The sequence below is a fragment of the Alphaproteobacteria bacterium LSUCC0684 genome, from assembly GCA_041228335.1.
In the GTDB taxonomy this organism is placed as follows: domain Bacteria; phylum Pseudomonadota; class Alphaproteobacteria; order Puniceispirillales; family UBA1172.
Window position 1 is genome coordinate 1,284,146 of sequence record CP166130.1, and the last position, 22,101, is coordinate 1,306,246.

General features: G+C 57.0%; 17 protein-coding genes. 4 read left to right on the top strand and 13 right to left on the bottom strand.

Going from position 1 to position 22,101, the window contains the following annotated elements:
- The first annotated feature begins 119 nt into the window (after positions 1–119).
- On the top strand, positions 120–1,706 hold the full coding sequence (locus tag AB8880_06065) for a phytoene desaturase family protein (protein ID XDZ66942.1): 1,587 nt from the start codon (positions 120–122) through the stop codon (positions 1,704–1,706).
- Positions 1,707–1,716: 10 nt separating this feature from the next.
- On the opposite strand, the gene AB8880_06070 is transcribed toward AB8880_06065, so the two are convergent.
- Both AB8880_06070 and hflX read right to left on the bottom strand, forming a co-directional pair.
- Positions 1,717–2,166 (bottom strand): glyoxalase, encoded by a 450-nt coding sequence (locus tag AB8880_06070; GenBank protein ID XDZ66943.1) that lies wholly within the window; start codon positions 2,164–2,166, stop codon positions 1,717–1,719.
- Positions 2,167–2,217: 51 nt separating this feature from the next.
- Positions 2,218–3,495 carry a GTPase HflX gene (hflX, locus tag AB8880_06075; protein XDZ66944.1) on the bottom strand — a complete coding sequence of 426 codons (1,278 nt, stop codon included), beginning with the start codon at positions 3,493–3,495 and terminating at the stop codon, positions 2,218–2,220.
- Positions 3,496–3,596: 101 nt separating this feature from the next.
- Between hflX and AB8880_06080 the strand changes: the two genes are divergently transcribed.
- On the top strand, positions 3,597–4,223 hold the full coding sequence (locus tag AB8880_06080; protein XDZ66945.1) for a DsbA family oxidoreductase: 627 nt from the start codon (positions 3,597–3,599) through the stop codon (positions 4,221–4,223).
- Here AB8880_06080 and mfd read toward each other — a convergent pair.
- Both mfd and AB8880_06090 read right to left on the bottom strand, forming a co-directional pair.
- Positions 4,220–7,708, bottom strand: a complete 3,489-nt coding sequence (gene mfd / locus AB8880_06085) for a transcription-repair coupling factor (protein ID XDZ66946.1) — start codon at positions 7,706–7,708, stop codon at positions 4,220–4,222. The two genes, AB8880_06080 and mfd, sit on opposite strands and share 4 nt — an antisense overlap.
- Complete coding sequence (locus AB8880_06090; protein ID XDZ66947.1) at positions 7,709–7,978, bottom strand: succinate dehydrogenase assembly factor 2; 270 nt, start codon at positions 7,976–7,978, stop codon at positions 7,709–7,711.
- A gap of 103 nt (positions 7,979–8,081) precedes the next feature.
- On the opposite strand from AB8880_06090, the gene recG reads away from it, so the two are divergent.
- Complete coding sequence (gene recG / locus AB8880_06095) at positions 8,082–10,199, top strand: ATP-dependent DNA helicase RecG (GenBank protein ID XDZ66948.1); 2,118 nt, start codon at positions 8,082–8,084, stop codon at positions 10,197–10,199.
- Positions 10,200–10,212: 13 nt separating this feature from the next.
- Here recG and AB8880_06100 read toward each other — a convergent pair whose 3' ends face one another.
- Entirely contained in the window at positions 10,213–10,971 is a 759-nt protein-coding gene (locus AB8880_06100) for a DUF502 domain-containing protein (GenBank protein XDZ66949.1), read from the bottom strand.
- Between the two features lie 79 nt (positions 10,972–11,050).
- On the opposite strand from AB8880_06100, the gene mazG reads away from it, so the two are divergent.
- Positions 11,051–11,899 carry a nucleoside triphosphate pyrophosphohydrolase gene (mazG, locus tag AB8880_06105; protein XDZ66950.1) on the top strand — a complete coding sequence of 283 codons (849 nt, stop codon included), beginning with the start codon at positions 11,051–11,053 and terminating at the stop codon, positions 11,897–11,899.
- A gap of 15 nt (positions 11,900–11,914) precedes the next feature.
- Here mazG and hfq read toward each other — a convergent pair whose 3' ends face one another.
- From hfq to dusB, 8 genes are all read right to left on the bottom strand, one after another.
- A complete protein-coding gene (gene hfq, locus AB8880_06110) occupies positions 11,915–12,184 on the bottom strand; it encodes an RNA chaperone Hfq (protein ID XDZ66951.1) in 270 nt (89 codons plus the stop codon).
- A 75-nt stretch (positions 12,185–12,259) separates the two neighbouring features.
- A complete protein-coding gene (locus tag AB8880_06115) occupies positions 12,260–13,114 on the bottom strand; it encodes a D-amino-acid transaminase (protein XDZ66952.1) in 855 nt (284 codons plus the stop codon).
- A 30-nt stretch (positions 13,115–13,144) separates the two neighbouring features.
- Positions 13,145–14,521, bottom strand: coding sequence for a Trk system potassium transporter TrkA (trkA, locus tag AB8880_06120; GenBank protein XDZ66953.1), 1,377 nt, complete (start codon positions 14,519–14,521; stop codon positions 13,145–13,147).
- 12 nt (positions 14,522–14,533) lie between these two features.
- Positions 14,534–15,910 carry a sigma-54-dependent transcriptional regulator gene (locus tag AB8880_06125; GenBank protein ID XDZ66954.1) on the bottom strand — a complete coding sequence of 459 codons (1,377 nt, stop codon included), beginning with the start codon at positions 15,908–15,910 and terminating at the stop codon, positions 14,534–14,536.
- Positions 15,911–15,931: 21 nt separating this feature from the next.
- A complete protein-coding gene (locus AB8880_06130) occupies positions 15,932–18,142 on the bottom strand; it encodes an ATP-binding protein (protein XDZ66955.1) in 2,211 nt (736 codons plus the stop codon).
- A gap of 210 nt (positions 18,143–18,352) precedes the next feature.
- Positions 18,353–19,870, bottom strand: a complete 1,518-nt coding sequence (gene ntrC / locus AB8880_06135; protein XDZ66956.1) for a nitrogen regulation protein NR(I) — start codon at positions 19,868–19,870, stop codon at positions 18,353–18,355.
- Between the two features lie 2 nt (positions 19,871–19,872).
- Positions 19,873–20,961, bottom strand: a complete 1,089-nt coding sequence (locus tag AB8880_06140; GenBank protein XDZ66957.1) for a nitrogen regulation protein NR(II) — start codon at positions 20,959–20,961, stop codon at positions 19,873–19,875.
- Entirely contained in the window at positions 20,958–21,980 is a 1,023-nt protein-coding gene (dusB, locus tag AB8880_06145) for a tRNA dihydrouridine synthase DusB (GenBank protein ID XDZ66958.1), read from the bottom strand. The genes AB8880_06140 and dusB overlap by 4 nt, the downstream gene beginning before the upstream one ends.
- Positions 21,981–22,101 lie beyond the last annotated feature (121 nt).

Here is a 22,101-nt window from a genome sequence, read left to right on the forward strand (position 1 = left end):
GCAATTCATCGGTTAGGTTTTCATAATCATACCCGGTATCGAAAAATATGCCAGCACGGTTTTTTTCAGCATAACTTATCCATGCCGCCAAGGGCTGATGGCAGAACAGGGAAAATCAGATGATATATGATGCGATTATTATCGGCGCCGGCCATAACGGGCTGACCGCGGCGGGATATCTTGCCGGCAAGGGGAAATCCGTGCTGGTACTGGAACGACGTGATGTGATCGGCGGGGCGGCGCTGACCACCGAATTTGCCCCCGGATTCCGGAATTCCGAATTTTCCTATGTGGTCAGCCTGCTTGATCCCGAAGTGATCCGTGATCTTGATCTTGAACAGCACGGGCTCAACATTATCCCGCGAGAAGGTGCATCGATCACCTTCGGCCCGGAAGGTCATCTGTGGCTTCCCCAGAAACTCGAGGATTCCTGCCGCGAAATTGCGAAATTTTCCAGAAATGACGCCGAAAACTATGCCCGGCTTGATGAGTTACTGGAAGATATCTGCGCTATTCTGAGGCCGCTCATGCGGGCCACGCCCTATAATCTCACCTCATCGCTTTTCAGCCAGATTTCGGACGCGCTTGCCACCGGCCGGGTGCTTGCCAAAGCCTCGCTGGAAAACCGTGCCCATCTCGCCGAGCTCATGACCAAATCGGTGGGGCATTACCTTGATCAGTGGTTTGAAACAGATATTCTCAAGGGCACGATGGCCTATAGCGGCAGCGTCGGCAATTTTGTCAGCCCGTATCACCCCAGCACGGCCTATGTGCTGCTGCATCATGTCTTCGGTCAGGTCAATGGCAAGACCGGTGCCTGGGGCCATGCAAGGGGCGGGATGGGCGCGATAACACAAGCCATGGCCAGTTCCGCCCGGGCCAGAGGGGTTGAAATCCGCACCGAGGCCGACGTCACGGGCGCGTTGATCAATGCCGGCCGCATCGACGGCGTTCGCCTCGGCAATGGTGAGGAAATCCGGGCCCGAAGTGTTATCGCCAACTGCCATCCGCAAATCCTCTTCGGCAATATCATCGCGTTTGATGACCTGCCCGGTGATTTCAGCCGCCGGATCAAAGGATATCGTTCCGAATCAGGCAGTTTCAGGATGAATCTGGCGATCAGCGAGTTGCCGAAATTCTCCTCCCTCAAAGGGCTGGATACGCCGCCGGAGATGATGCTGAACGGCTCGAACAACGTCATGCCATCAATCGCCTATATCCAACAGGCCTATGATGATGCCCGCACCCATGGCTGGGCCCGAAAGCCGGTGATCGAATTCTGCATCCCCAGCCTTCTTGACGACAGCCTGGCCCCGAAAGGCGCCCATGTCATGAGTCTGTTCTGTCAGCATTTCCAGCGGCACCTTCCCGATGGGCGGAGCTGGGATGATGCCCGGGATGAAGCCGCCGATACGGTAATCGATACGATTGAGGAATTTGCCCCCGGATTCCGGCAATCCATCATCGCAAGACAGATCAATTCACCCCTTGATATCGAACGCAAACTCAACATGGTTGGCGGTGATATTTTCCATGGCGCGCTGCATCTTGACCAGCTCTATGCGATGCGGCCCGTGGTGGGGGCGGCGGATTACCGGATGCCGATACGCGGGCTTTATCTTGGCGGCTCCGGCGCGCATCCGGGTGGCGGGGTGAGTGGCCTGCCCGGGCGAAACTGCGCAAAAGCGGTGTTGCGTGATCTCTGAGTTCAGCCGCTCATAACCGGGCCTGCAGCGGCAGGCTCGGCACCCAGCAATAACCAAGCGGGTCAAGAATGAAGGCCTCCCTTATGCCGTGCTCCTTGTCGGTGGCATGTTGCAGGACCGTCCATCCTTCCTCGGCCTCAGCCCTGGTGGCGGCGGCGTCCGGATCAACGGCGTAAAGACGCAGCTCGACCCCGAGACCGCGCACCTGCCCTTCGCCAAGAAAGGCATGATAGGGATTGCTGGCGTAGGTATTGTCTGCATGTATCTGGATCAGGCTGGTGATATCGGGGGGCGATGCCCAGGAAAGAAGGGCAAAAAAGGCATCAACGCGGATGAGTTCCAGCCCCATCACCCGTGCCAGCGACGGCGCGTAAACCAGCGGCGCCGGGCACAGGATATTGATCCCCATCCCTTTCAGGCGGCGCCCGAGATCATCTGCTTCTATCTCCTTGAAATCCATGCCATATCTCTATTTCAGCAGCTCTGTTTCAGCAGCTCTGTTTGAGCAACTCTATTTCAGCGTAATTTCCGGCCAGCGGGCAGAAAACCGCGCAAAATCCGCCTTGGACAGCGTGACCTCGACCGCCTCCCAGCCATCATCCTGCATGATTGCATCATGCACCCGGCCCTGCGCATAAAGCCAGGCCCGGGCTGCGCCTTCTCCCGGCGGCAGTTTCAGTTTAATGACCTGATCCTGTATCGACAAGACATGTTCGATCCGCTGTTCAAGCTCGGCGATGCCGTCACCGGTCAGGGCCGAGATCATCACCGGCTTCCGGAACCGCTCATGGACCGCAGCGGCTATCTCGCCGGCAAGATCCGATTTGTTGAAGACATGGACCACTCTTGTTGCCAGCATCTGCTCATCAATGCCAAGATCCTGGAGCACCCCGAACACATCATCGGCTTCCTCAAGCAGCAGCGGTGAGGACGCATCATGGACGTGAAGAAGCAGATCAGCCGAGACGACTTCTTCGAGGGTGCTCTTGAATGCCTCAACAAGTTCGGTTGGCAACTGGCTGATGAACCCGACCGTATCGGCCAGCACAACCTTGCGGGATGAGGCAAGCCTGACCGCCCGCATCGTGGGATCAAGGGTGGCGAAAAGCATATCCTTTGACAACACCCCTGCCCCGGTCAACGCATTGAAAAGCGTTGATTTGCCCGCATTGGTATAGCCGATCAGGGCAAGAGTGGGGGTTTCCGCCCGGCCCCTGTTCTGCCGCTGAAGCCGGCGGGTGCGTTCCACATCCTCAAGCTCTTTTCGGATCTGCAGGACGCGCTGCATCAGCATCCGCCGGTCAAGTTCGATCTGTCGTTCCCCCGGCCCGCCGAGAAACCCGCCGCCGCCACGCTGGCGTTCAAGGTGGGTCCAGCTCCGAACCAGACGGCTGCGCTGAAAGCTGAGGGCGGCAAGTTCAACCTGAAGCCGCCCGGCATGGGTGCTGGCTCTGGCGCCAAAAATCTCAAGGATGAGCGCGGTGCGGTCGATCACCTTGCAGCCGGTGATCATTTCAAGATTGCGCTGCTGAACCGGGGCAAGATCGGTGTTGATGACAATCAGGGGATCATCATCTTCGGCGGCGCGTTCTTTCAGCATATCGGCGTATCCCTTGCCGATGAATGTTCCGGCACGGGGCCGGTTCACCGACGTGATATCCGCAAATCCAACCGCAAGCCCGATGGCCTCCACCAGCCCGCAAGCCTCCTCAAGGCATGTTTCCGGCGGCCGGGGCAGAGGCTCAAGCCGGTTATCGGGATGAATGACATAGGCAATTGCCTGTCCCATGGTTAATTCCTCGCGACTCGAGCGTGACGGAGAAAAATCTTTCCATCATCGCCCGGATATATGTTAGGCAGAAAACGCATCACGCCATGAGGATACGACGGATGAGCATGAAAACAACCATAAGCGTGGATATTTTTTCCGATGTCATCTGCCCCTGGTGCATGATCGGCAAGAAACGGCTCGAAGATGCCGCCCTGCTGCATGGCGGTGTTACGCTCAAGATCAACTGGCGTGCCTTTCTGCTCAACCCGAACATGCCCCCCGAAGGCATGGAGCGTAAAACCTATATCCAGAACAAGTTTGGCAATGCCGGGCCGAGTTTCTATGCGCGGATTGCCGCCACCGGCAAAGATGCCGGGATCGTTTTTCAATTTGACGCGATCAAGCGGACACCGGACAGCCGCCCGGCCCTTCTGCTTGTGCTCGGGGCAGACAAGGCGGCCAATGACGTCAAGGGGGACATATTTCACGCCTATTTCCAGAAGGGTGTCGATATCAGTGATGATGCGTTTCTTGGCGATCTTGCCAAGCGATATCAGATACCTCATCCGGCGAGCGAAAGCCTGCGCCGCAAACTCGAAAAAGATCTGGGTGAAGCTGCCCGCCTCGGTATCCAGGGGGTGCCGTATTTTGTCTTTGAAAATCAATGGGCCATTTCCGGGGCACATCCACCGGAATCCTTTCTTCCTCTTATTGATGCAGCCATTGCCCAGAAAACCTCTCCCTAGACGGTAAGGGCGACAAGCTCCTGGAGCTGTTCGCGAATGACTCTGGCACGGCTTGACAGGGGCAGGGCCTGTTTCATCACCAGCCGATGATCCTGGGCGAGTTGCAACCGCCCTGCCTTTGAGGCGATATGACCGATCAGCCTTTCCGGGTTGGGGAAGGTGTTGTTGCGGAACGACAGGCTCAACCCCTTGGGTCCGGCGTCAATCCGGACAACATTGGCCATCCGGCAGAGGATCTTGATGGTGATGGTATCAAGAAGATTGCGGGCCTGATCAGGTATCGGGCCGAAGCGGTCGACAAGTTCCGCCGAGAGCTGATCAAGCTCTTCCATGGTCTCAAGTGCCGCAATCCGGCGGTAGAGAGAGAGCCTGACCGTGAGATCCTCAACATAACTGTCGGGAAGCAAGACCGCCGCGCCAAGATTGATGACAGGTGACCAAGCCTTGTCTTCGGGCTCGCCATCCCCTTCTCCCATCCTGGCCGCGATCACCGCCTCTTTCAGCATTTCCTGATAGAGTTCAACCCCGACTTCGCGGACATGGCCGGATTGCTCATCGCCGAGAAGATTGCCAGCACCGCGAATATCAAGATCATATGAGGCGAGAGAGAACCCGGCGCCGAGGGCGTCAAGGGTCTGCATCACCTCAAGCCGGCGGCGGGAATTCGGGGTCAGCAGACGCGTCGGGTCCGTGGTCAGGAAGGCATAGGCCCGCTGGCGACTGCGGCCGACGCGGCCACGGAGCTGGTAGAGCTGGGAAAGGCCGAACATATCGGCGCGATGAATGATCATCGTATTGGCCGAAGGGATATCAATTCCGCTTTCGATGATATTGGTGGAAAGAAGGACATCGCCGCCACCTTCGCCAAAATTCGTCATCGCCTCGTCAAGATCAGCTGCCGGCATCTGGCCATGGGCGGTGATGATTCGGGCTTCGGGCACCATTGTCTGAAGCCTTGTGTAGACACGCTCAAGATGATCTATCCTCGGGCAGACGCAGAACACCTGACCGCCGCGAAACCGCTCACGCCGGATGGCTTCGGCCAGGACCACCGGATCCCACGGCCCCACCGAGGTGCGGACGGCAAGCCGGTCCACCGGCGGGGTGGCGATGATCGACATCTCCCGCACGCCGCTGAGCGCCATCTGCAAGGTCCGGGGTATGGGCGTCGCGCTCAGGGTGAGGACATGAATATCCCCGCGGAGGGATTTGAGCCGCTCTTTCTGCGTCACGCCGAAATTCTGCTCTTCATCGACGATGACAAGCCCGAGATTGCTGTAGGACACCGATTTCGAAAGCAGGGCATGGGTGCCGACAATGATCTGGCAATCACCGGTCGCGATATCCTTGCGGAGCTGGGTTGCCGCCCCTGAACCTGTCATCCGCGACAACACACCGATGCGCAGGGGAAAGCCCTGAAACCGATCCTTAAAGGTCTTGCCATGCTGGCGTGCGAGAAGCGTTGTCGGCGTGATCACCGCAACCTGAAACCCGGCCATGGCCACGGCGAAAGCCGCCCGCATGGCTACTTCGGTCTTGCCGAACCCGACATCGCCGCAGATCAGCCTGTCCATGACCCGGCCGGATGCCAGATCATCCATGACATCGCCAATCGTATCGAGCTGATCATCTGTTTCCGCGTAAGGGAAGCGCTGGCAGAATTCAGCAAAACTTCCTGCATCGGGGAGTATCGGCTCACAGGTGGCGGTCTGCCGGAGGGCGGCAACCTTGATAAGCTGATCGGCGATATCACGAACCCGGCCCTTGATCCGCGCCTTGCGGGCCTGCCAGGAGGCGCCGCCAAGCCGGTCCAGTTGGGCGTCGCTCCCTTCCTTGCCGTAGCGAGACAGAAGATCGATATTTTCCACCGGCAGAAAGAGTTTATCGCCACCGGCATAGACAATCAGCAGGCAATCATGGTCTATCCCGCCGGTGGTGATCTTCTCAAGACCTTCATAGCGGCCGATGCCGTGATCGACATGGACAACGAAATCACCTACCGCGAGGCTGGAGACTTCACGCAGGAAATTTTCCGCCCGGCGGCGCTTGCCTTGCGGGCGGGCGATACGGGAGCCGTAAATATCCTTTTCCGTAATCACCACGCATCCGGGCAGGACAAAACCGTCTTCAATCGGCCAGATGACGGAATGGACTTTCCCCTTCTCAAGAGAAAGGAAATCCGCCACCGGATGAATGGCAAGCCTGGCGGGAAGATGTTCGGCAATCAGTTCATCCATCCGCACCCTTGCCCCTTCGGTAGAGGCGGCGAGTAGAACGATATTATCCCGGGCAAGTTCAACCGCAGCTTCCGCCACCGCTCGGCTGGGCGAGATCGATGACGCCTCCCCGGCAAGACGGCTTTCGGTTGCCGCGGTATGATAAATGGTGCCGCGGCGCCCCTGAAGATCAAATCCCTCGCCCGCCTCGCCTTCCTGACGCGAAAAGCGGCTGAGCTGGTGGAAGACCCGCGCATCTTTCCGGCTTTCCCATTCTTTTGAGGAAAGGTAGAGGCTTTCCGGTGGCAGCGGCCGCCAGACAAGTTCTGTTTCCGCGTCCTCGCTCGCCTCCCGGCGGGCGGTGAAGAAATCATCGATCTGGGCCAGCCGTTGCGCCGCTGCCTGCGGAACATCCGGGTCGATCAGGACAGGCTTGCGGCCGATATAGGCGGAAAACGGCACCAGCATATCGTGAAACAGCGGCAGCATCTGCTCCATCCCGGGGTGATGCCTGCCCTCGCTCACCGAGAGGTAAAGCGGGTCGCGCGTGGCGTCGGCACCGAACAACTCCCGATAGCGGCCACGAAAGGCGGTGATCGTCGCTTCATCCAGGATAAATTCACTCACCGGATGCAGGGTGACCGCCTCCACCTTATCCATGCTGCGCTGGGTTTCGGCATCGAATCTCTTGATTGTTTCTATTTCGGTATCAAAGAAATCAACCCGAACCGGATCTTCGGCGCCCGGCGGAAAGATATCGACAATACTGCCGCGAATGGCGTATTCCCCTGCTTCGCGAACCGTATCCGCCCGGCGGTAGGCATGCTGGATGGCAAACTGGCTGATATCCTTGGGCGACAGATTGCCGCCTGCGGCCAGATGCAGGGATGCCCCTTGAAAATGCGACGGTGGCGGCACCCTTTGCAGCCAGGCATTGATCGTTGTCAGGACAAAGCGCGGCGCATCAGGGGCTGAGTTGAGCGCGGCAAGACAGCTGAGCCGCTGGCCGGTGATGATGCCATTGGGTGAGATCCGGTCATAGGGCAGACAATCCCAGGCTGGAAATGTCAGGATCTGATCTTCGGTTACGCCCACCAGCTCAAGCGATGCCCGCATCCGGGCAAGTCCGGCATCATCAAGACCGACATGGACAGCCTGCCCGCCATGGGTATCGGCAAGTGCTTTCAGTGCCAGCGCATCGGCACCGTCCGGAACACCCCACAGATTGCCCGAAGACGCCTTCTGCCATTCATCGAAATAGGAAAACATCTAGCGGTGCTGCTCCCGCGACCAGCGGATCAACGCATCAAGGGCAGGATTTTCCATGCCCTCGGGGCGATCTTCCTGGCCGCTGACCCAGGCCCAGATCGACGGATCGCCCGCGTCAAGAAGCTCTTCATACGCATCCAGACCTGCCGCATCCATCCCGGGCAGAACATCACGGGCAAATCCCCCAAGAAGCAGATCGGTCTCCCTGGTGCCGGTATAGGCGGATCGATAGATCAATCGGCGGACGCGCTGGGTGTGGGTTTCGGTCATGTCAGTGTCAGATACTCAAGAGATGATGCGCTCCATGCAATTATGATCTAACATGCGAGGGGGAAATAGCAAGACATCCCTTAAGGATGGAGGGCAAATCGCCGTGACGACACCGGCAGATTTTCAGCATTTCAGGAGACCCGAAGAGCTGTTTCGCCTCTTCGCCCGGGTCACCGCGCTGCCAGGTGTCGGCGACAAGGTGGCCAAACTGCTCGAAAAACGGATGGGCGGTCTTGTCATTGATCTGCTGAGGCATCTGCCTGTGGGCCTTATTGACCGGACAAAACGTCCGCCGCTCAATATGGTGGAACATGGCAGTGTCATCACCGTTGAAGTGACGATCACCGGCCACGACAAGCCCCCCAAGGGAAGCCGGCGGCCGATGCGGGTGACAGCGCAAAACGACACCGGGGTGCTGGATATCATCTTTTTTCACGCCCGGGGGGATTATGTTGAAAAACTGCTGCCCATCGGCGCCAAACGCATCATCAGCGGCCGGGCTGAATGGTTTCAGCACAAAATCCAGATGGCGCATCCGGATCATGTGGTGGCACCGGAAAAAGCCGAACAGCTGCCGCAGCTCGAGCCTGTCTATCCCCTGACGGCCGGGTTGACCGCAAAACTCCTCGCCCGGGCCATGGCAGCCGCCATTGAACGTATCCCCCAACTTGAGGAATGGATCGATGCGGATATCCTTGCCCGGTTCAACTGGCCTTCCTGGGATGCGGCGATGCGTGAAGTCCATGCCCCGAAGAAAGAGGCGGATGTGCTGCCGGGAAGCCCGACCCGGGCAAGGCTCGCCTATGACGAGCTTCTTGCCAATCAGCTGGCACTGGCGCTGGTGCGCCTCGGCTCAAGCCGGCAGACAGGACGGATCATCGAAGGTGACGGGGCACTGCGGGAAAAACTGCTCTCCTCCCTGCCTTTCGAGCTGACCCGGGCCCAGCAACGGGTGGTGACGGAAATCGAGGCCGATCAGCGCTCGGGGGACCGGATGCTCCGCCTGATCCAGGGAGATGTCGGCTCCGGCAAGACACTGGTTGCGCTGATGGCCATGCTCAATGCCGTGGAAGCCGGAAGCCAGGCGGCGATGCTGGTGCCGACGGAAATACTTGCCCGCCAGCATCACCAGACACTCACCCGAATGCTTGCCCCGCTCGGGCTTGTGCCCGGCCTGCTCATGGGCAAGATGAAGGCAGCGGAAAAGCGGGCCGTTCTCGAAGGGCTTGCCGATGGCAGCATCCCCATTGTCATCGGCACCCACGCTCTGCTGACCGATACCGTCACGTTCCACGATCTGGCCCTTGGGGTGGTCGATGAGCAGCATCGTTTCGGGGTCAGGCAACGTCTTGTGCTTGGCGAAAAGGGTCGAGGCGTCGATGTGCTGGTCATGACGGCAACGCCGATCCCGAGAACACTTGCCATGACGTCTTATGGCGATCTTTTGTCTTCGAGAATTGACGAAAAGCCGCCTGGCCGCAAGGAGGTCACCACCACCGCCCTGCCCCTTGAGCGCGTCGATGATGTCATCGGCCGGTTGCGGGTGGCACTTGGCAACGGCCAGCGGGTGTACTGGATCTGCCCGCTGGTGGATGAAAGCGATGTGCTTGACGTGGCCGCGGCGGAAGAACGCCATATCATGCTGAAAGCCGCCCTGCCGCAAACGAAAATTTCGCTTGTGCATGGACGTATGGATGCCGAAATGCGCGAGACCGCCATGGAAGACTTCCGATCCGGCGAAAGCCAGCTGCTCGTCGCCACCACGGTGGTTGAAGTTGGCGTCGATGTTCCCGAAGCCAGCATCATGATCATCGAGCATGCCGAACGCTTTGGACTTGCCCAGATGCATCAGCTGAGGGGGCGCGTGGGCCGGGGCAAGGAAAGCGCCAACTGTCTTCTGCTCTATAAGGGACCGCTTTCAGATACCGCCAAGGCAAGGCTCAACATCATGCGGGAGAGCAACGACGGATTCCGCATTGCCGAAGAAGATCTCAGACTTCGCGGCCCCGGTGAAGTGCTCGGGCGACGTCAATCCGGTGACCCTGATTTCCAGCTGGCGGATCTGGCCTATCATGGAGATCTTCTGGAACTGGCGCGTGATCAGGTGCTTGCGGTCATCGAACAAAACCCGACTCTGACCGGCGCTCAAGGACAGCGGCTAAAGACCCTGCTTGCGCTGTTTGAACGTGACATGGCGGTGACGTATCTATCCGGGGGATAATCTTCCGGCCGGATCAGCTTTTGGGTGATGCTTTTGTCCGTGGCCCTGATTTTTTCCGGGCTGGTGTTTTTGCGGCGGTTTTCATGGATGAAAGAGCTTTCGGCTTGCGGTCAGCCCGAGGGTCACTCGGCGTCACAATACCGCCGGAGACAACCATCTTGACCGCCTCTTCCACCCCCATTTCAAGGGTGATGAGATCCTCGCGCGGGAAAAACAAGAGAAATCCTGACGTCGGGTTCGGCGTTGTCGGCACAAACACATTGACCAGTTGTTCCTTTGACATGTTCTGGACTTCACCACGGGTGGTACCGGTCACAAAACCGATTGCCCATATGCCGCGCCGCGGATATTCGATCAGCACCACTTCACGGAACGCATCAGACTGGCTGGCCATTACCGTTTCCATGATCTGCTTGGTCGCGCCATAGACAGACCGGATCACCGGCACGCCGTTCAGCATGCGTTCACCAAAACGCAACAGGGAACGGCCCAGAAATCCGGTGGTCAGTGCCCCGATGATAATGATCGTCAATCCACCGATGATCAGCCCGAAACCTGGAAGCGGGAAATCAACATAGGTCTGCGGGTTCAGGTTCTCGGGCAGGAAATTCGATACATACCCGTCGATAATGCCGATGATGAGCCAGGTCAGGTAGCCGGTCAGCAGGATCGGTGCCGTTACCAGAAACCCGGCAAGAAACCAGCGCCTCAGGTAGCCGAAGACAGAAGTACCGGTTTTGTTTTCCGCATCCGGGGAGTCATTTATGGACATGGCTTTATCCCATCCGTGAATATATCTAGTATATAGACGAAAACTGACTCAATACAACACGGCATATCGCGGAAGTTCCATGACTGATCACACAACCCCTCCAGCCGCCCCCCCTCCAGCCGGGCGGACCAACGCCGAAAAAAATCTTACAGCCCTGATCTCGGTAATGGCAACATTACGAGACCCTGAAAAGGGATGTGCGTGGGATCTCAACCAGACGCATGAGAGCATCTCCCCCTATACGATCGAAGAAGCGTATGAAGTCGCCGAAGCCATCCAGGAGGGAAATCCTGAAACCATCCGGGACGAGCTCGGGGATCTGCTGCTTCAGGTTGTCTTTCAGGCCCGGATCGGGGAAGAAGCCGGTCATTTTGATTTTGCCTCCATCGCCGACAGCATCACCGAAAAGATGATTCGTCGCCATCCGCATATCTTCGGGGATGACCGGTATCGCGACAGCGACGAACAACGCAAGGCCTGGGAAGATATCAAGGAAGCCGAACGCCACGCCAAGAAAGAGAAGGGAACACTCGACGGGGTGGCGAGCACCCTGCCGCCGGTCACCCGCGCCGTCAAACTCCAGAAACGGGCAGCGCGAGTCGGCTTTGACTGGACCGACCCCGCCGATGTACTTGCCAAGATACGGGAGGAAATTGACGAGGTTGAAATGGAGATGAAAGCCGATACCAAGGACAGGAAATCCCTTGAGGCGGAACTCGGCGATCTGCTCTTTGCCGTGATCAATCTGGCCCGGAAATGCCAGATTGATCCAGATCATGCAATTAACTTAACAAATCGTAAATTTATCAACCGTTTTACGGTGATGGAACGCCTTGCCAAAAGCCAAGGCAAGAGTTTTCCAGACAGCACGCTTGCAGAAATGGAAGAATGGTGGACGCAAGCCAAGAGAGAGGAAAGCCAAGGCTGACGCCCTGGATTTACATCACTCCTCCAGTTGCTCCAGTTCCCCCAGCTCCTCCTGTGGGTCCACGATGAGGTTCACCGGCACGGCGGGCATAATGGTGGAAATGGCGTGTTTGTAGACCAGCTGGACATGTTGATCACGTTTCAGCAGTAAACAGAAATTATCAAACCAGGTGATAATTCCCTGTAACTTGACACCATTGACCAGAAACACCGTAACGGCAATGTGATCCTTGCGAACGGAATTCAGGAAAATTTCCTGCAGATTGTGGCTCTTCTCTGTAGCCATATTGTATTCCCCCTGAACACTATATTACGCATTATTAAAAAAAATGTAAATTATTCGTTTTATCAGGGAATGGAATTATTCGGCAGCCTGGGAAATATGATCAAAATATGCCTGCCGGAGCGCCATGGAAACCGGCCCGGCTTCGCCATCGCCGATGGTTGTCTCGTCAATCTGGCCCACCGGCGTGATAAGCGATGATGCGCTGGTCACGAAGGCTTCGGCGGCGGCTTTCGCCTCATCAGGAGTGAAGGCCCGTTCCACGATCTTCAGATTTCGTTCCGCGGCGATGGCCAGCACGGCTTTCCGGGTGATTCCGTTCAGGATATCGTAGGTGGCAGGCCGGGTGACAAGCTCACCTTCCCTGGTAACGATCCAGGCGTTCGAGCTTGATCCCTCGGTGATATAGCCCGTGTCATCGACCATCAACGCTTCATAGGCGCCCGCCTCGACCGCTTTTGTCTTGGCAATACAGTTCGGCAATAACTGGGTTGTCTTGATATCACGCCGCTGCCAGCGCTGATCCGGCACGGTGACCACCTTGACGGCGCGGGTGCTGTCACGTTCCGGGAAGGTAAGATGCTTGGCGGTCATGATCATCTGCGGGGTCAGTGCCGAGTTGATGGCATGATCGCGGCGCATAACCCCACGCGTCACCTGAAAATACACAAGACCGAAGGTGACCGAATTCATGCGGATGATATTGCGAATGACGATTTTCAGCGCCGGACGCGACATCGGCATGGGAATGCCAAGCTCACCAAGCGAAAACTCAAGCCGGTCCAGATGCCAGTCTTCATCCGCCAAGACGCCATTGATCACCGATACGACTTCATAAACGCCATCCCCGAACTGGTACCCGCGATCATCGATATGCACTTCGGCATGGGTGTGGGGAAGATATTGACCGTTGACATAAGCTATTCGAGACATGGCGCAACCACCTGGAAGAATTGAGAAAGATCAGAAGAAATCGGGGCGGACCGACAAGAGTTTTTCAACTTCGGGTACCGCATGACGGGCAGAAAACAGTATCACCTTGTCGTTGGGCTCAATCATCGTGTCGCCACGCGCCGTGATCACCTCATCACCGCGAACGATCGCGCCCACGGCCGCATTTTTGGGCAGATTGGCTGACCGCAACGGCACCCCGACCAGCGGCGAAGACGGCATGGCCTCAACTTCCATGAACTCACCCTTGTCCTCGATGATGGTGTGGATATCCCTGATCCGGCCACGTCGAACATGACGCAGAATAGATGAGACGGTGATCGCCGGAGGATTGATAACCGAATCCACGCCCAGGGTTGAGATCAGCGGCACGAAACTCGCCATATTTACAAGCGTGACGGTATGGGTTGCACCAAATCGACGTGCCAGCAGTGATGAGAGGACGTTCACCTCATCATCATTGGTGAGGGCAACAAAGGTATCCGCATCCGCCACATCGCCTTCACTGAGCCGGTCCGGATCAAGCGCGTCGCCATGGATGACCATGATATCCGGCAGGAGATGCGCGGCTTCATTTGCCATCTCCTTGTTTTCCTCGATGATCGTGCAGCGTGAATTATCAATCTTCTGCAGCACATCGGCGGCAACCATCTTGCCGATCGTTCCGCCGCCTGCGATCAGGACCTTGCGGCTCTCCGGCTCTTCATGCCCGAAGGACGCCATCGCCCGGGACATGTGACTTTCCTCACAGACAAAATAGACCTGATCGCCTTCCTTCATCTTGACCGAACCATCACGGGGAACGATCACATCTCCGCCACGGAGGATCGCGACAATCGTGATCTTGAGATCTTCGAAGAGATCGGTCAGGTAGCGAATGGGCGAGCCGAGTATAGGGCAGGAACTGGTGCAGCGAACACCGATAATCCGGACCCTGTTGTCGCACATGTTCGCAACATCGAATGCCCCCGGCACCCTAAGACGACGGCTGACCGCATCAGAGACTTCGGCTTCGGGTGAGATAATATGATCGATCGGCAGATTTTCCGGGCTGTAGAGATCACCAAATACCGGATTGAGGTAGGACCTGGCCCGGACACGGGCAATTTTCATCGGCGTGTTGTAGAGCGAATGCGCAACCTGACAGGCCACCATGTTGACTTCGTCGGAATCGGTCACGGCGATGATCATATCGGCATCCTTGGCGCCGGCCTGCTCAAGAATATCCGGATGCGACGACACCCCGATCACGCCGCGCAGATTGCTTGTTTCGGCCGCCCGCTGAACCCTGTCCGCATGTGTATCGACAATGGTGACGTTATTATCCAAAGCCAGATGGGCGGCGATCGACATGCCAACCTGGCCAGTGCCACAGATAATGATGTTCATCAGGCGACCCCCCTAGTCACTGTCTTCGGGATTGATATTGAGACTCTTGAGCTTTCGGTGCAGGGCTGATCTTTCCATCCCGATAAATGCTGCGGTTTTGGATATATTGCCATCAAACCGCGAGAGTTGCGATATCAAATACCGGGTTTCGAACTGCTCCCGCGCGGCCTTGAGCGGAAGCCCGACCACGGATTCCATGCCGCCATCCTGATTTTTGACGGAATTGCCGGTGATATCCGGCGGCAGATCACCCGGCTTGATCAAATTATCAGGGGCTGCGTCAACCATGATGATGAGCCAGTCAATCACGTTGCGCAACTGGGTGACGTTCCCGGGCCAGTTATAGACCTGCATCGCCATCAGCGCTTCATTGGAAAAAGAAAGTTTCCGGCCATGGCTTTCGCAGGCCTTCCTGAGAAAATGCCGCGCAAGATCAGGAATATCCTCCTTATGATGGGACAGCGCCGGCACGGTCATCGGCACGACCCCGAGGCGATAGAAAAGATCTTCACGGAGATTGCCGTTCCTGATCTCTTCCTGAAGGTCAAGTTTCGAGGCGCTGATCACCCGGACGTCAACGCTGACCTCCTGGCTGCCCCCGACCCGCCGGAACCGCTGATCCTGTACGGCCCGGACAAGCTTGCCTTGTGTTTCCAGCGGAAGATCACCGATTTCGTCAAAATAGAGCGTCCCGCCATTGGCCTGCTCAAACAGACCGACGATACGCTGGCGGCCATCGGCGCCTTCGGTGCCAAACAGTTCCGCCGTCACCCGTTCCGGGGAAAGCATCGCGCAATTTGCCAGAACAAACCTGCCCTTCCTGCGATCGGAAAGCTGATGAATGTTGCGGGCGACGATCTCCTTGCCGCTGCCCGAGGGACCGCTGATCATCACCCGGCTGTTGGATTGCGCCACCTTTTCGATTGTCTGATGAAGCGATGTCATGACCGCCGAAGATCCGACAAGATCGACGTCAAGCGACGCCTTCTTCCTGAGTTCACGGTTTTCAGCTTCGAGCGCGGCTTTGGCGAGCGCACGTTCAACAAGAAGGATCAACCGGTCAGATTTGAACGGTTTTTCGACAAAATCAAAGGCGCCGTCTTTCATCGCCTGAACCGCTGTTTCAATATTCCCATGCCCGGACATCATGATCGCCGGAACGTCAGGATATAGATTGCGCAGCCATTTCTGCAATTCGAGGCCATCCATATCGGATTTATCCATCCAGATATCGAGGATCACCAGTGCTGGCGGAAATGTATTGACGATCTGCCGCGCATCGGCGGCGTTTGAGGCTGTGCGGCAATGATACCCTTCATCTTCCAGCAGCATACTGGTCAGGCGGCAGATATCCTCCTCGTCATCTACGATCAGAATGTCCTGTTTCATGCGCCTGGTACCGTCACAGCGTTAGCGGGAAGGAAAGACAATCGTAATCTCAGCCCCGGAAAACCTGCCTTTTCTCCCATTGGCAAGACTGAGGCTGCCGTAATGATCTTCGACAATCTTTCGCACAATCGCAAGACCAAGACCCGTTCCCTTTTCCCGCATCGTCACATAAGGTGCGGTCAGATCCGTATGATCATCAAGCGGCAGACCTGGACCGTTATCCCGGATCACGAGTGCTATATTGTCAGCACCTCTGGATATTTCAACATGTATCTGGCCTTTTTTTACCTCTGCATCACGCAAGGCATCAACCGCGTTCTGGACAAGATTGGTGATGACCTGCCGGATCATGCCGTCATCGCAAGTGAAAAGAAGCCGCGATTTGCCGTTTGTCTCAACGGTAAATCTGATGTCCTTTTCTGCCGCTTCAAAGAGATTGATCTGGCCTCGCACCATCTTGACGAGATCATGGGACGCCATCTGGGGCGCCGGCATCCGGGCAAAGGATGAAAATTCATTCACCAGCCGGCCAATATCATCCACCTGCCGGATGATGGTGTCGATATAGGTGGAAAACGCCTGCTTCGCGTTTTCCTCATCCGGGGTGTATTTGGCGCCAAGGCGTTCGGCGGCAAGCTGGATCGGTGTCAGGGGATTCTTGATTTCATGGGCGATGCGGCGGGCGACATCCGACCAGGCCGCCTTGCGCTGGGCATCGAGCAGTTCGGACACATCCTCAAACGTCACCACATAGCCGACAATGCGTCTGGCCACGGTTTCGGTGGTCACCCGGACGAGCAGATTCCGCTGGACACCATTTCTGTTGATCTCAACATTCTGTTCCTTGTTGCGGCGACCTGGCTTGCCCGCGGAAACAAGAAGGTTTTCAAACTCCGGCACGATCTCCACCAGTTTCCTGCCGATAGTTTCGGCGCGTGTCAGGCCAAGCATTTCAAGAGCCGCAAGATTGGGCAGGGTGATGTATTTATTCTCATCAATCCCGATAACACCCGAAGACACCCCGGCCAGCACCGCTTCGGTAAACTCACGACGTTTATCGATCTGGCGGTTGGCCTCAACAAGCTCTTCCCTGTTGCGGGCAACCTCTTCGAGCATGCGGTTGAAGGAAAGACCAAGCTGGGCAATTTCGTCATTGGTTTTCACATAAGGGACCCGGGAGGCCAGATTGCCGGAACGGACCTGCTCGGCAACCTGGATCACCGCCCCAAGCGGCAGAATGATCGCGTTGGCAAAGTTGATCCCCACCCATACCGAGCCGAGAACCAGCAACAGCGCCACCATGCCGAAAAGAATGGCAAAACTTACCTTGAGATCAAGCTGGCGGATATCGAGGGACTGATATTCCGTTACCGCCGTCTGTGTCCGGTCAACGGCACCTGATACGTTCGGGTCGATGAAGCGGCCTACCAGGAGGTAGGCGTCAACAAACTGGTTGAGCCGAACACCGGCGCGAATACGGTTGGTGATATCGGTGCGGGTGATGGCAACATCGCCATCTCTTGCGCTGGAATAGAAATCCTCACCAAGGCTTGAAAACGTCACGGCATAGGCAAATCTGGAATTGGCGATAACGCGGCCGGTGGAATCCATCACCAGCGCTTCGGAAAGGTTGCGGACACCTGCCTGGTTGGTGAGAAACGCATCGAACGCCCGGCGATTGCCTGAAAGCGAGCTTGCCTCCCTGTTGATATCATTGGCCATGGCAAGGATCTGGCCACGGACGGAAAGCACATGTTCTTCGAGATAGGCATCCGCCACGGTCACGCTTTCGTTAATCGCCGTGGATATGCGCTCGTTGAACCAGCCGCGAAGCGAAAAATCGAGCACAAAATAGGAAAAGGCTACAACGATCACCGCCGGAAAAACGGTAATGACGCCGAAAAGTGTCACCAGTTTCCAGTGCAGCTGGTAGCCGGCAAGGCGGTTTCGCCGCTCCCGGATAAGCCGCAATACCTGGCGGCCGACAAAAAACAGCAGCACCGTGACGGCAAGGATATCCACGCCGATGAGGAGGCCGACCAGATCGCTCTTGTTATTGAGAAAATCCTCGCTCGAAAGAAGGCTGAAAGTGGCGGCGCCGAGAACAAGGGCAACGCCAATTGAAAAATATGCAAGACTGCGCTCATTCATTCCGGTCATCAAAAAGGTGCGAAGACGCGGGATCATGCCCGTATCTGCCCCTGATGCCGAGGTATCGCTGACGTTGCTCATGCCACTACCTTACTGGAATTCATGTCATAAAACCAGTTTCCGGCCAAATGAAGGCGCGATGCGGCAAGACCTGAAATTCCTGTATGGGCCTGAAATTCCTGCATGGGCCTGAAATTCCTGCATGGGCCTGAAATTCCTGCATGGGCCTGAAATTCCTGTATGGGCCTGAAATTCCTGTATGGGAAGGGGAAATCCGGCGTGCATCCATCCTCACCTCCTCGCCTGTCGCCGCTGGCCGGTGAAGGTGATCCCGAGTTCACGGATCTTCTTTCTCAGCGTGTTGCGGTTGAGCCCGAGGAGATCAGCCGCTTTCAGCTGATTTCCTGATGTCGCGCGCAAGGTTTCCTCGATCAGCGGTTTTTCCACTTCAGCCATGATCCGCGTGTAGAGCCCGGCCGGAGGCAAATCATCTTCATGGGCGCGAAAATACCTGTCAATGTGGAAGCGGGCGGATTCGGCAAGAGATGCCGAGGCCAGGCTGGAACCGGCAACCATTTCGGCATCATCCTCATCATTGCGTTGAGGCTGGATCATCAATGCCCTGATATCGGCAGGTTTGATCACCGGATCATCCACCAGCACCAGAAGACGCAGGACAAGGTTTTCAAGCTCACGGACATTGCCGGGCCAGGTCAAGGTATTCAGCAAGTCAAGCGCATCACGGCTGAATTCCTTTTCCGCCAGCCCGTCACGAGCACCTCTGGCAAGAAAATGATTGGCAAGATCGGCGATATCCTCAGGCCGGTCCCGCAAGGGCGGCAGATTGAGCGGCACGACATTGAGCCGATAGTAAAGATCTTCCCGAAACTGGCCGGAGCGGATCTGTTCCGGCAAATCCTTATGCGTTGCGGCAATGATACGGACATCCGAGCGCAGAAGTTCACGTCCTCCGACACGGGTATAGGCACCATCCTGAAGGACACGCAGAAGCCGCGTCTGGGCTTCGGGCGGCATATCCCCGATCTCATCGAGGAATAATGTTCCCCCCCGGGCCTGGGCAAAACGTCCTTCATGGCGACGATCCGCGCCGGTAAACGCCCCTCGCTCATGGCCGAAAAGTTCGGATTCGATCAGATCACGGGGAATGGCCGCCATGTTGATGGCAACAAAGGGGCCGGATTTGCGGTGGCCGAGATCATGGAGTGCGCGGGCAACAACTTCCTTGCCGGTGCCGCTTTCGCCGGTGATCATGACCGAAAGATCGGTGTTGATCAGCCGGGCCATGGAGCGGAAAATCCCCTGCATCGCCGGTGAACGTCCAATCAGCGGGCCCTGATCAAATTGAGCATTCCCCGCAGGCGCCCCTTCGGTATCCGCCCCCCCATCTTCTGGCATTGCCGAGGGGATGGATCTGTACGCATCCGCCACCGCATTCACCAGATCATCCAGCGGAAACGGTTTCGGCAGATAGGCAAAAACCTCACCTTCCTGGGCTTTGAGCGCGGTCAGCAGCGTCGATCTTGCGCTCATCATGATGATCCGCAACCCGGGATGGCTGGCCTTGATTTCCGGCAGCACATCAAGTGCATCCCCATCCGGATAGACAACATCGGAAACAAGGACCGGATATGTCTCGTGGCTCAGCGCCTCCATCACCCCTGAAAGGGTTGAGACAGCATGAACCGAATAGCCTGCTTTCTCCAGCGCGGTCGTTGCCACAAGTCGGATGGCATGATCATCATCGGCAAGAAGGATCCGCGCATGTTCTGTCATTTTTCCGGCCTCCATGATCACGCCTCCCCTGCCATGGGCAGGCCAAGCCGGAATGAGGTATGCCCCGGGGTTGAGGTGACGTCGATTGTCCCGCCATGATCGGCAATCGTGCTCGCCACGAGAGCAAGGCCAAGACCGCTGCCATTGGATTTGCTGGTGAAGAACGGATCGAAAATATAGGGTTGCATCTCTTTGCGGATACCGGCGCCGTCATCCTCAACCTCGATGACCAGCGGCGATGACGTTTTTTTTCTGGCCGAGGAAACCGCATAGCCGGCGCTGATATCGTAATAGGTTTTTATCTTTATTATCCCATTATTATCAGTTGCTTCACATGCGTTCTTGATCAAGTTTAATAACGCTTGTATCAAGAGATCACGATCCCCGAGTGCCGCCGGAAGCGATGGATCAAAACTCGCCCTGATCCGGCGTTCCTTGCCAAAACTGTTTTCCGCAAGCCTGATGCAGTGATCGATGATCTCATGGACATTGACCGGGATTCGTTCGATAGGCTTGCCGCCGGCAAGATTTTCCATCCGGGTGAGAAGCGCGGCAATACGGTCGGTTTCCGACATGATCAACCCGGTCAGGGCTTCGGTATCGCCATCGGGATGGTTTTGGATGAGTTCGGCAGCGCCGCGTATCCCGGCAAGGGGATTCTTGATCTCATGGGCAAGAAGGGCGGAAATCGAGGTCATGGATCGCGCCGCGCCCCTGAACTGCTCCTGCCCGCGCAGGCGTTCTGCCAGCGCGCGTTCCTGAATGGCCATGACCATATAGCCCGGGTGATCAACCAGCGGCGTGACCTGAAGATTGATCAGCCGCCGCCCAAGGCGATCGGAGAGGATCTCAATCCCCTGATCGCTGACGCTGGCGCGAGAGGACCGGGCGCGGCCTAGCATGGCGTAGATCGTATGATCACCGGCAATGTAGGAGGAAAGAGGCTGGCCCTTTATCACGCCGATACTTGAACGGAAGAACTCTTCGGCGGCGGAATTTACAAAGATGAAACAGTCGCGCTCATCGATCACGGCCACGGGATAGACGAGGCTGGCAAGGATGGCCGAGATCAGATCAGGCCTCGCGTGAGCTACTGCCGGTATCATGCCGCTTCCCATCTGTCTCTTTTTTTCTCCTCGGTTTCGGCGGCGCGCATGTTTTCAAAATAGAGATCCAGCGCTGCAAAAACAGCTTTGGCATCGGCGGTGTTATTGGCGATCTGCCGCATCAGGGCCGATCCTGCCAAGCCTCTGGTGTAGGCGGCGATATGCTTGCGTGCCAGCCTGAGGCCGTCTTCACCGTAATGGGACAACATCAGATCAAGATGCCGACGCATTATGTCATGACGCTCCGCAAGGGTGGGATCATCCGGAACCTTCTCCCCGTTCAGATAACAGCCTGCCTGATGGATGAACCATGGACGACCCATGGCGGCACGGCCGATCATGACGCCATCCGCCCGGGAAAGCGCAACTGCCCGGTCAATATCTTCAAGCGTGCCGATATCGCCATTAACGAAAAGGGGAATGGAAATCGCATCCCTGATCTCGGCGATGGCCGCCCAGTCCGCCTGGCCTTTATAGAACTGGCAGCGTGTTCTGCCATGCACGGCAACCATGGCAAAGCCTTCATCTTCGGCCATGCGGGCAAGTGTGCCGGCGTTGCGGCGCTGATCATCCCAGCCGAGCCGCATCTTGACGGTGACGGGAATATCCACCGCGTCCCGGACCGCCTTCATGATCTGCCCGACCAACACCTCATCGCGCATCAGCGCTGATCCCGAAAGCTTGCCCGTAACCTTGCGCGCGGGGCAGCCCATGTTGATATCAATGATCGCGGCCCCCATATCTGCCCCGACCTTTGCGGCCTCTGCCATGACTGCCGGATCCCAGCCCGCGAGCTGAAGCGAAAACGGGTATTCCGCCACCGCATCGGTGTAAAGTTTGCGCATTTCGCTCTTCACGCCGCTGATGATCGCCGTGCTGGCCACCATTTCCGAGACAACAAGCCCGCCTCCAAGCATCCGCACCAGACGGCGGAACGGCCAGTCCGTCACGCCGGACATCGGCGCCAGGATCACCGGGGCTGGCAGGTTGATATCGCCAATGGAAAGCGGTCGACGCATTGAATTTCCCTTCAGGTCTGCCTAAATTTTAGGCAGAAAATCTGTGCGTAAAATATAGGCACTTGCACCATAGAGCAAGACAAACCTTGGCTCTGTAAAAGCGGGTGATGGCAAAAGCGCA

Excerpts from the sequence above, each read along its gene's own strand:
- hfq (XDZ66951.1), bottom strand. The coding sequence starts at position 12,184 with ATGGCTACAGAGAAGAGCCACAATCTGCAGGAAATTTTCCTGAATTCC.
- ntrC (XDZ66956.1), bottom strand. The coding sequence starts at position 19,870 with ATGGAGGCCGGAAAAATGACAGAACATGCGCGGATCCTTCTTGCCGAT.
- hflX (XDZ66944.1), bottom strand. The coding sequence starts at position 3,495 with ATGGGACAGGCAATTGCCTATGTCATTCATCCCGATAACCGGCTTGAG.
- AB8880_06125 (XDZ66954.1), bottom strand. The coding sequence starts at position 15,910 with ATGAAACAGGACATTCTGATCGTAGATGACGAGGAGGATATCTGCCGC.
- mfd (XDZ66946.1), bottom strand. The coding sequence starts at position 7,708 with ATGTTTTCCTATTTCGATGAATGGCAGAAGGCGTCTTCGGGCAATCTG.
- AB8880_06070 (XDZ66943.1), bottom strand. The coding sequence starts at position 2,166 with ATGGATTTCAAGGAGATAGAAGCAGATGATCTCGGGCGCCGCCTGAAA.
- AB8880_06140 (XDZ66957.1), bottom strand. The coding sequence starts at position 20,961 with ATGATACCGGCAGTAGCTCACGCGAGGCCTGATCTGATCTCGGCCATC.
- AB8880_06100 (XDZ66949.1), bottom strand. The coding sequence starts at position 10,971 with ATGTCCATAAATGACTCCCCGGATGCGGAAAACAAAACCGGTACTTCT.
- AB8880_06115 (XDZ66952.1), bottom strand. The coding sequence starts at position 13,114 with ATGTCTCGAATAGCTTATGTCAACGGTCAATATCTTCCCCACACCCAT.
- AB8880_06065 (XDZ66942.1), top strand. The coding sequence starts at position 120 with ATGATATATGATGCGATTATTATCGGCGCCGGCCATAACGGGCTGACC.
- AB8880_06080 (XDZ66945.1), top strand. The coding sequence starts at position 3,597 with ATGAGCATGAAAACAACCATAAGCGTGGATATTTTTTCCGATGTCATC.
- dusB (XDZ66958.1), bottom strand. The coding sequence starts at position 21,980 with ATGCGTCGACCGCTTTCCATTGGCGATATCAACCTGCCAGCCCCGGTG.
- mazG (XDZ66950.1), top strand. The coding sequence starts at position 11,051 with ATGACTGATCACACAACCCCTCCAGCCGCCCCCCCTCCAGCCGGGCGG.
- AB8880_06130 (XDZ66955.1), bottom strand. The coding sequence starts at position 18,142 with ATGAGCAACGTCAGCGATACCTCGGCATCAGGGGCAGATACGGGCATG.
- trkA (XDZ66953.1), bottom strand. The coding sequence starts at position 14,521 with ATGAACATCATTATCTGTGGCACTGGCCAGGTTGGCATGTCGATCGCC.
- AB8880_06090 (XDZ66947.1), bottom strand. The coding sequence starts at position 7,978 with ATGACCGAAACCCACACCCAGCGCGTCCGCCGATTGATCTATCGATCC.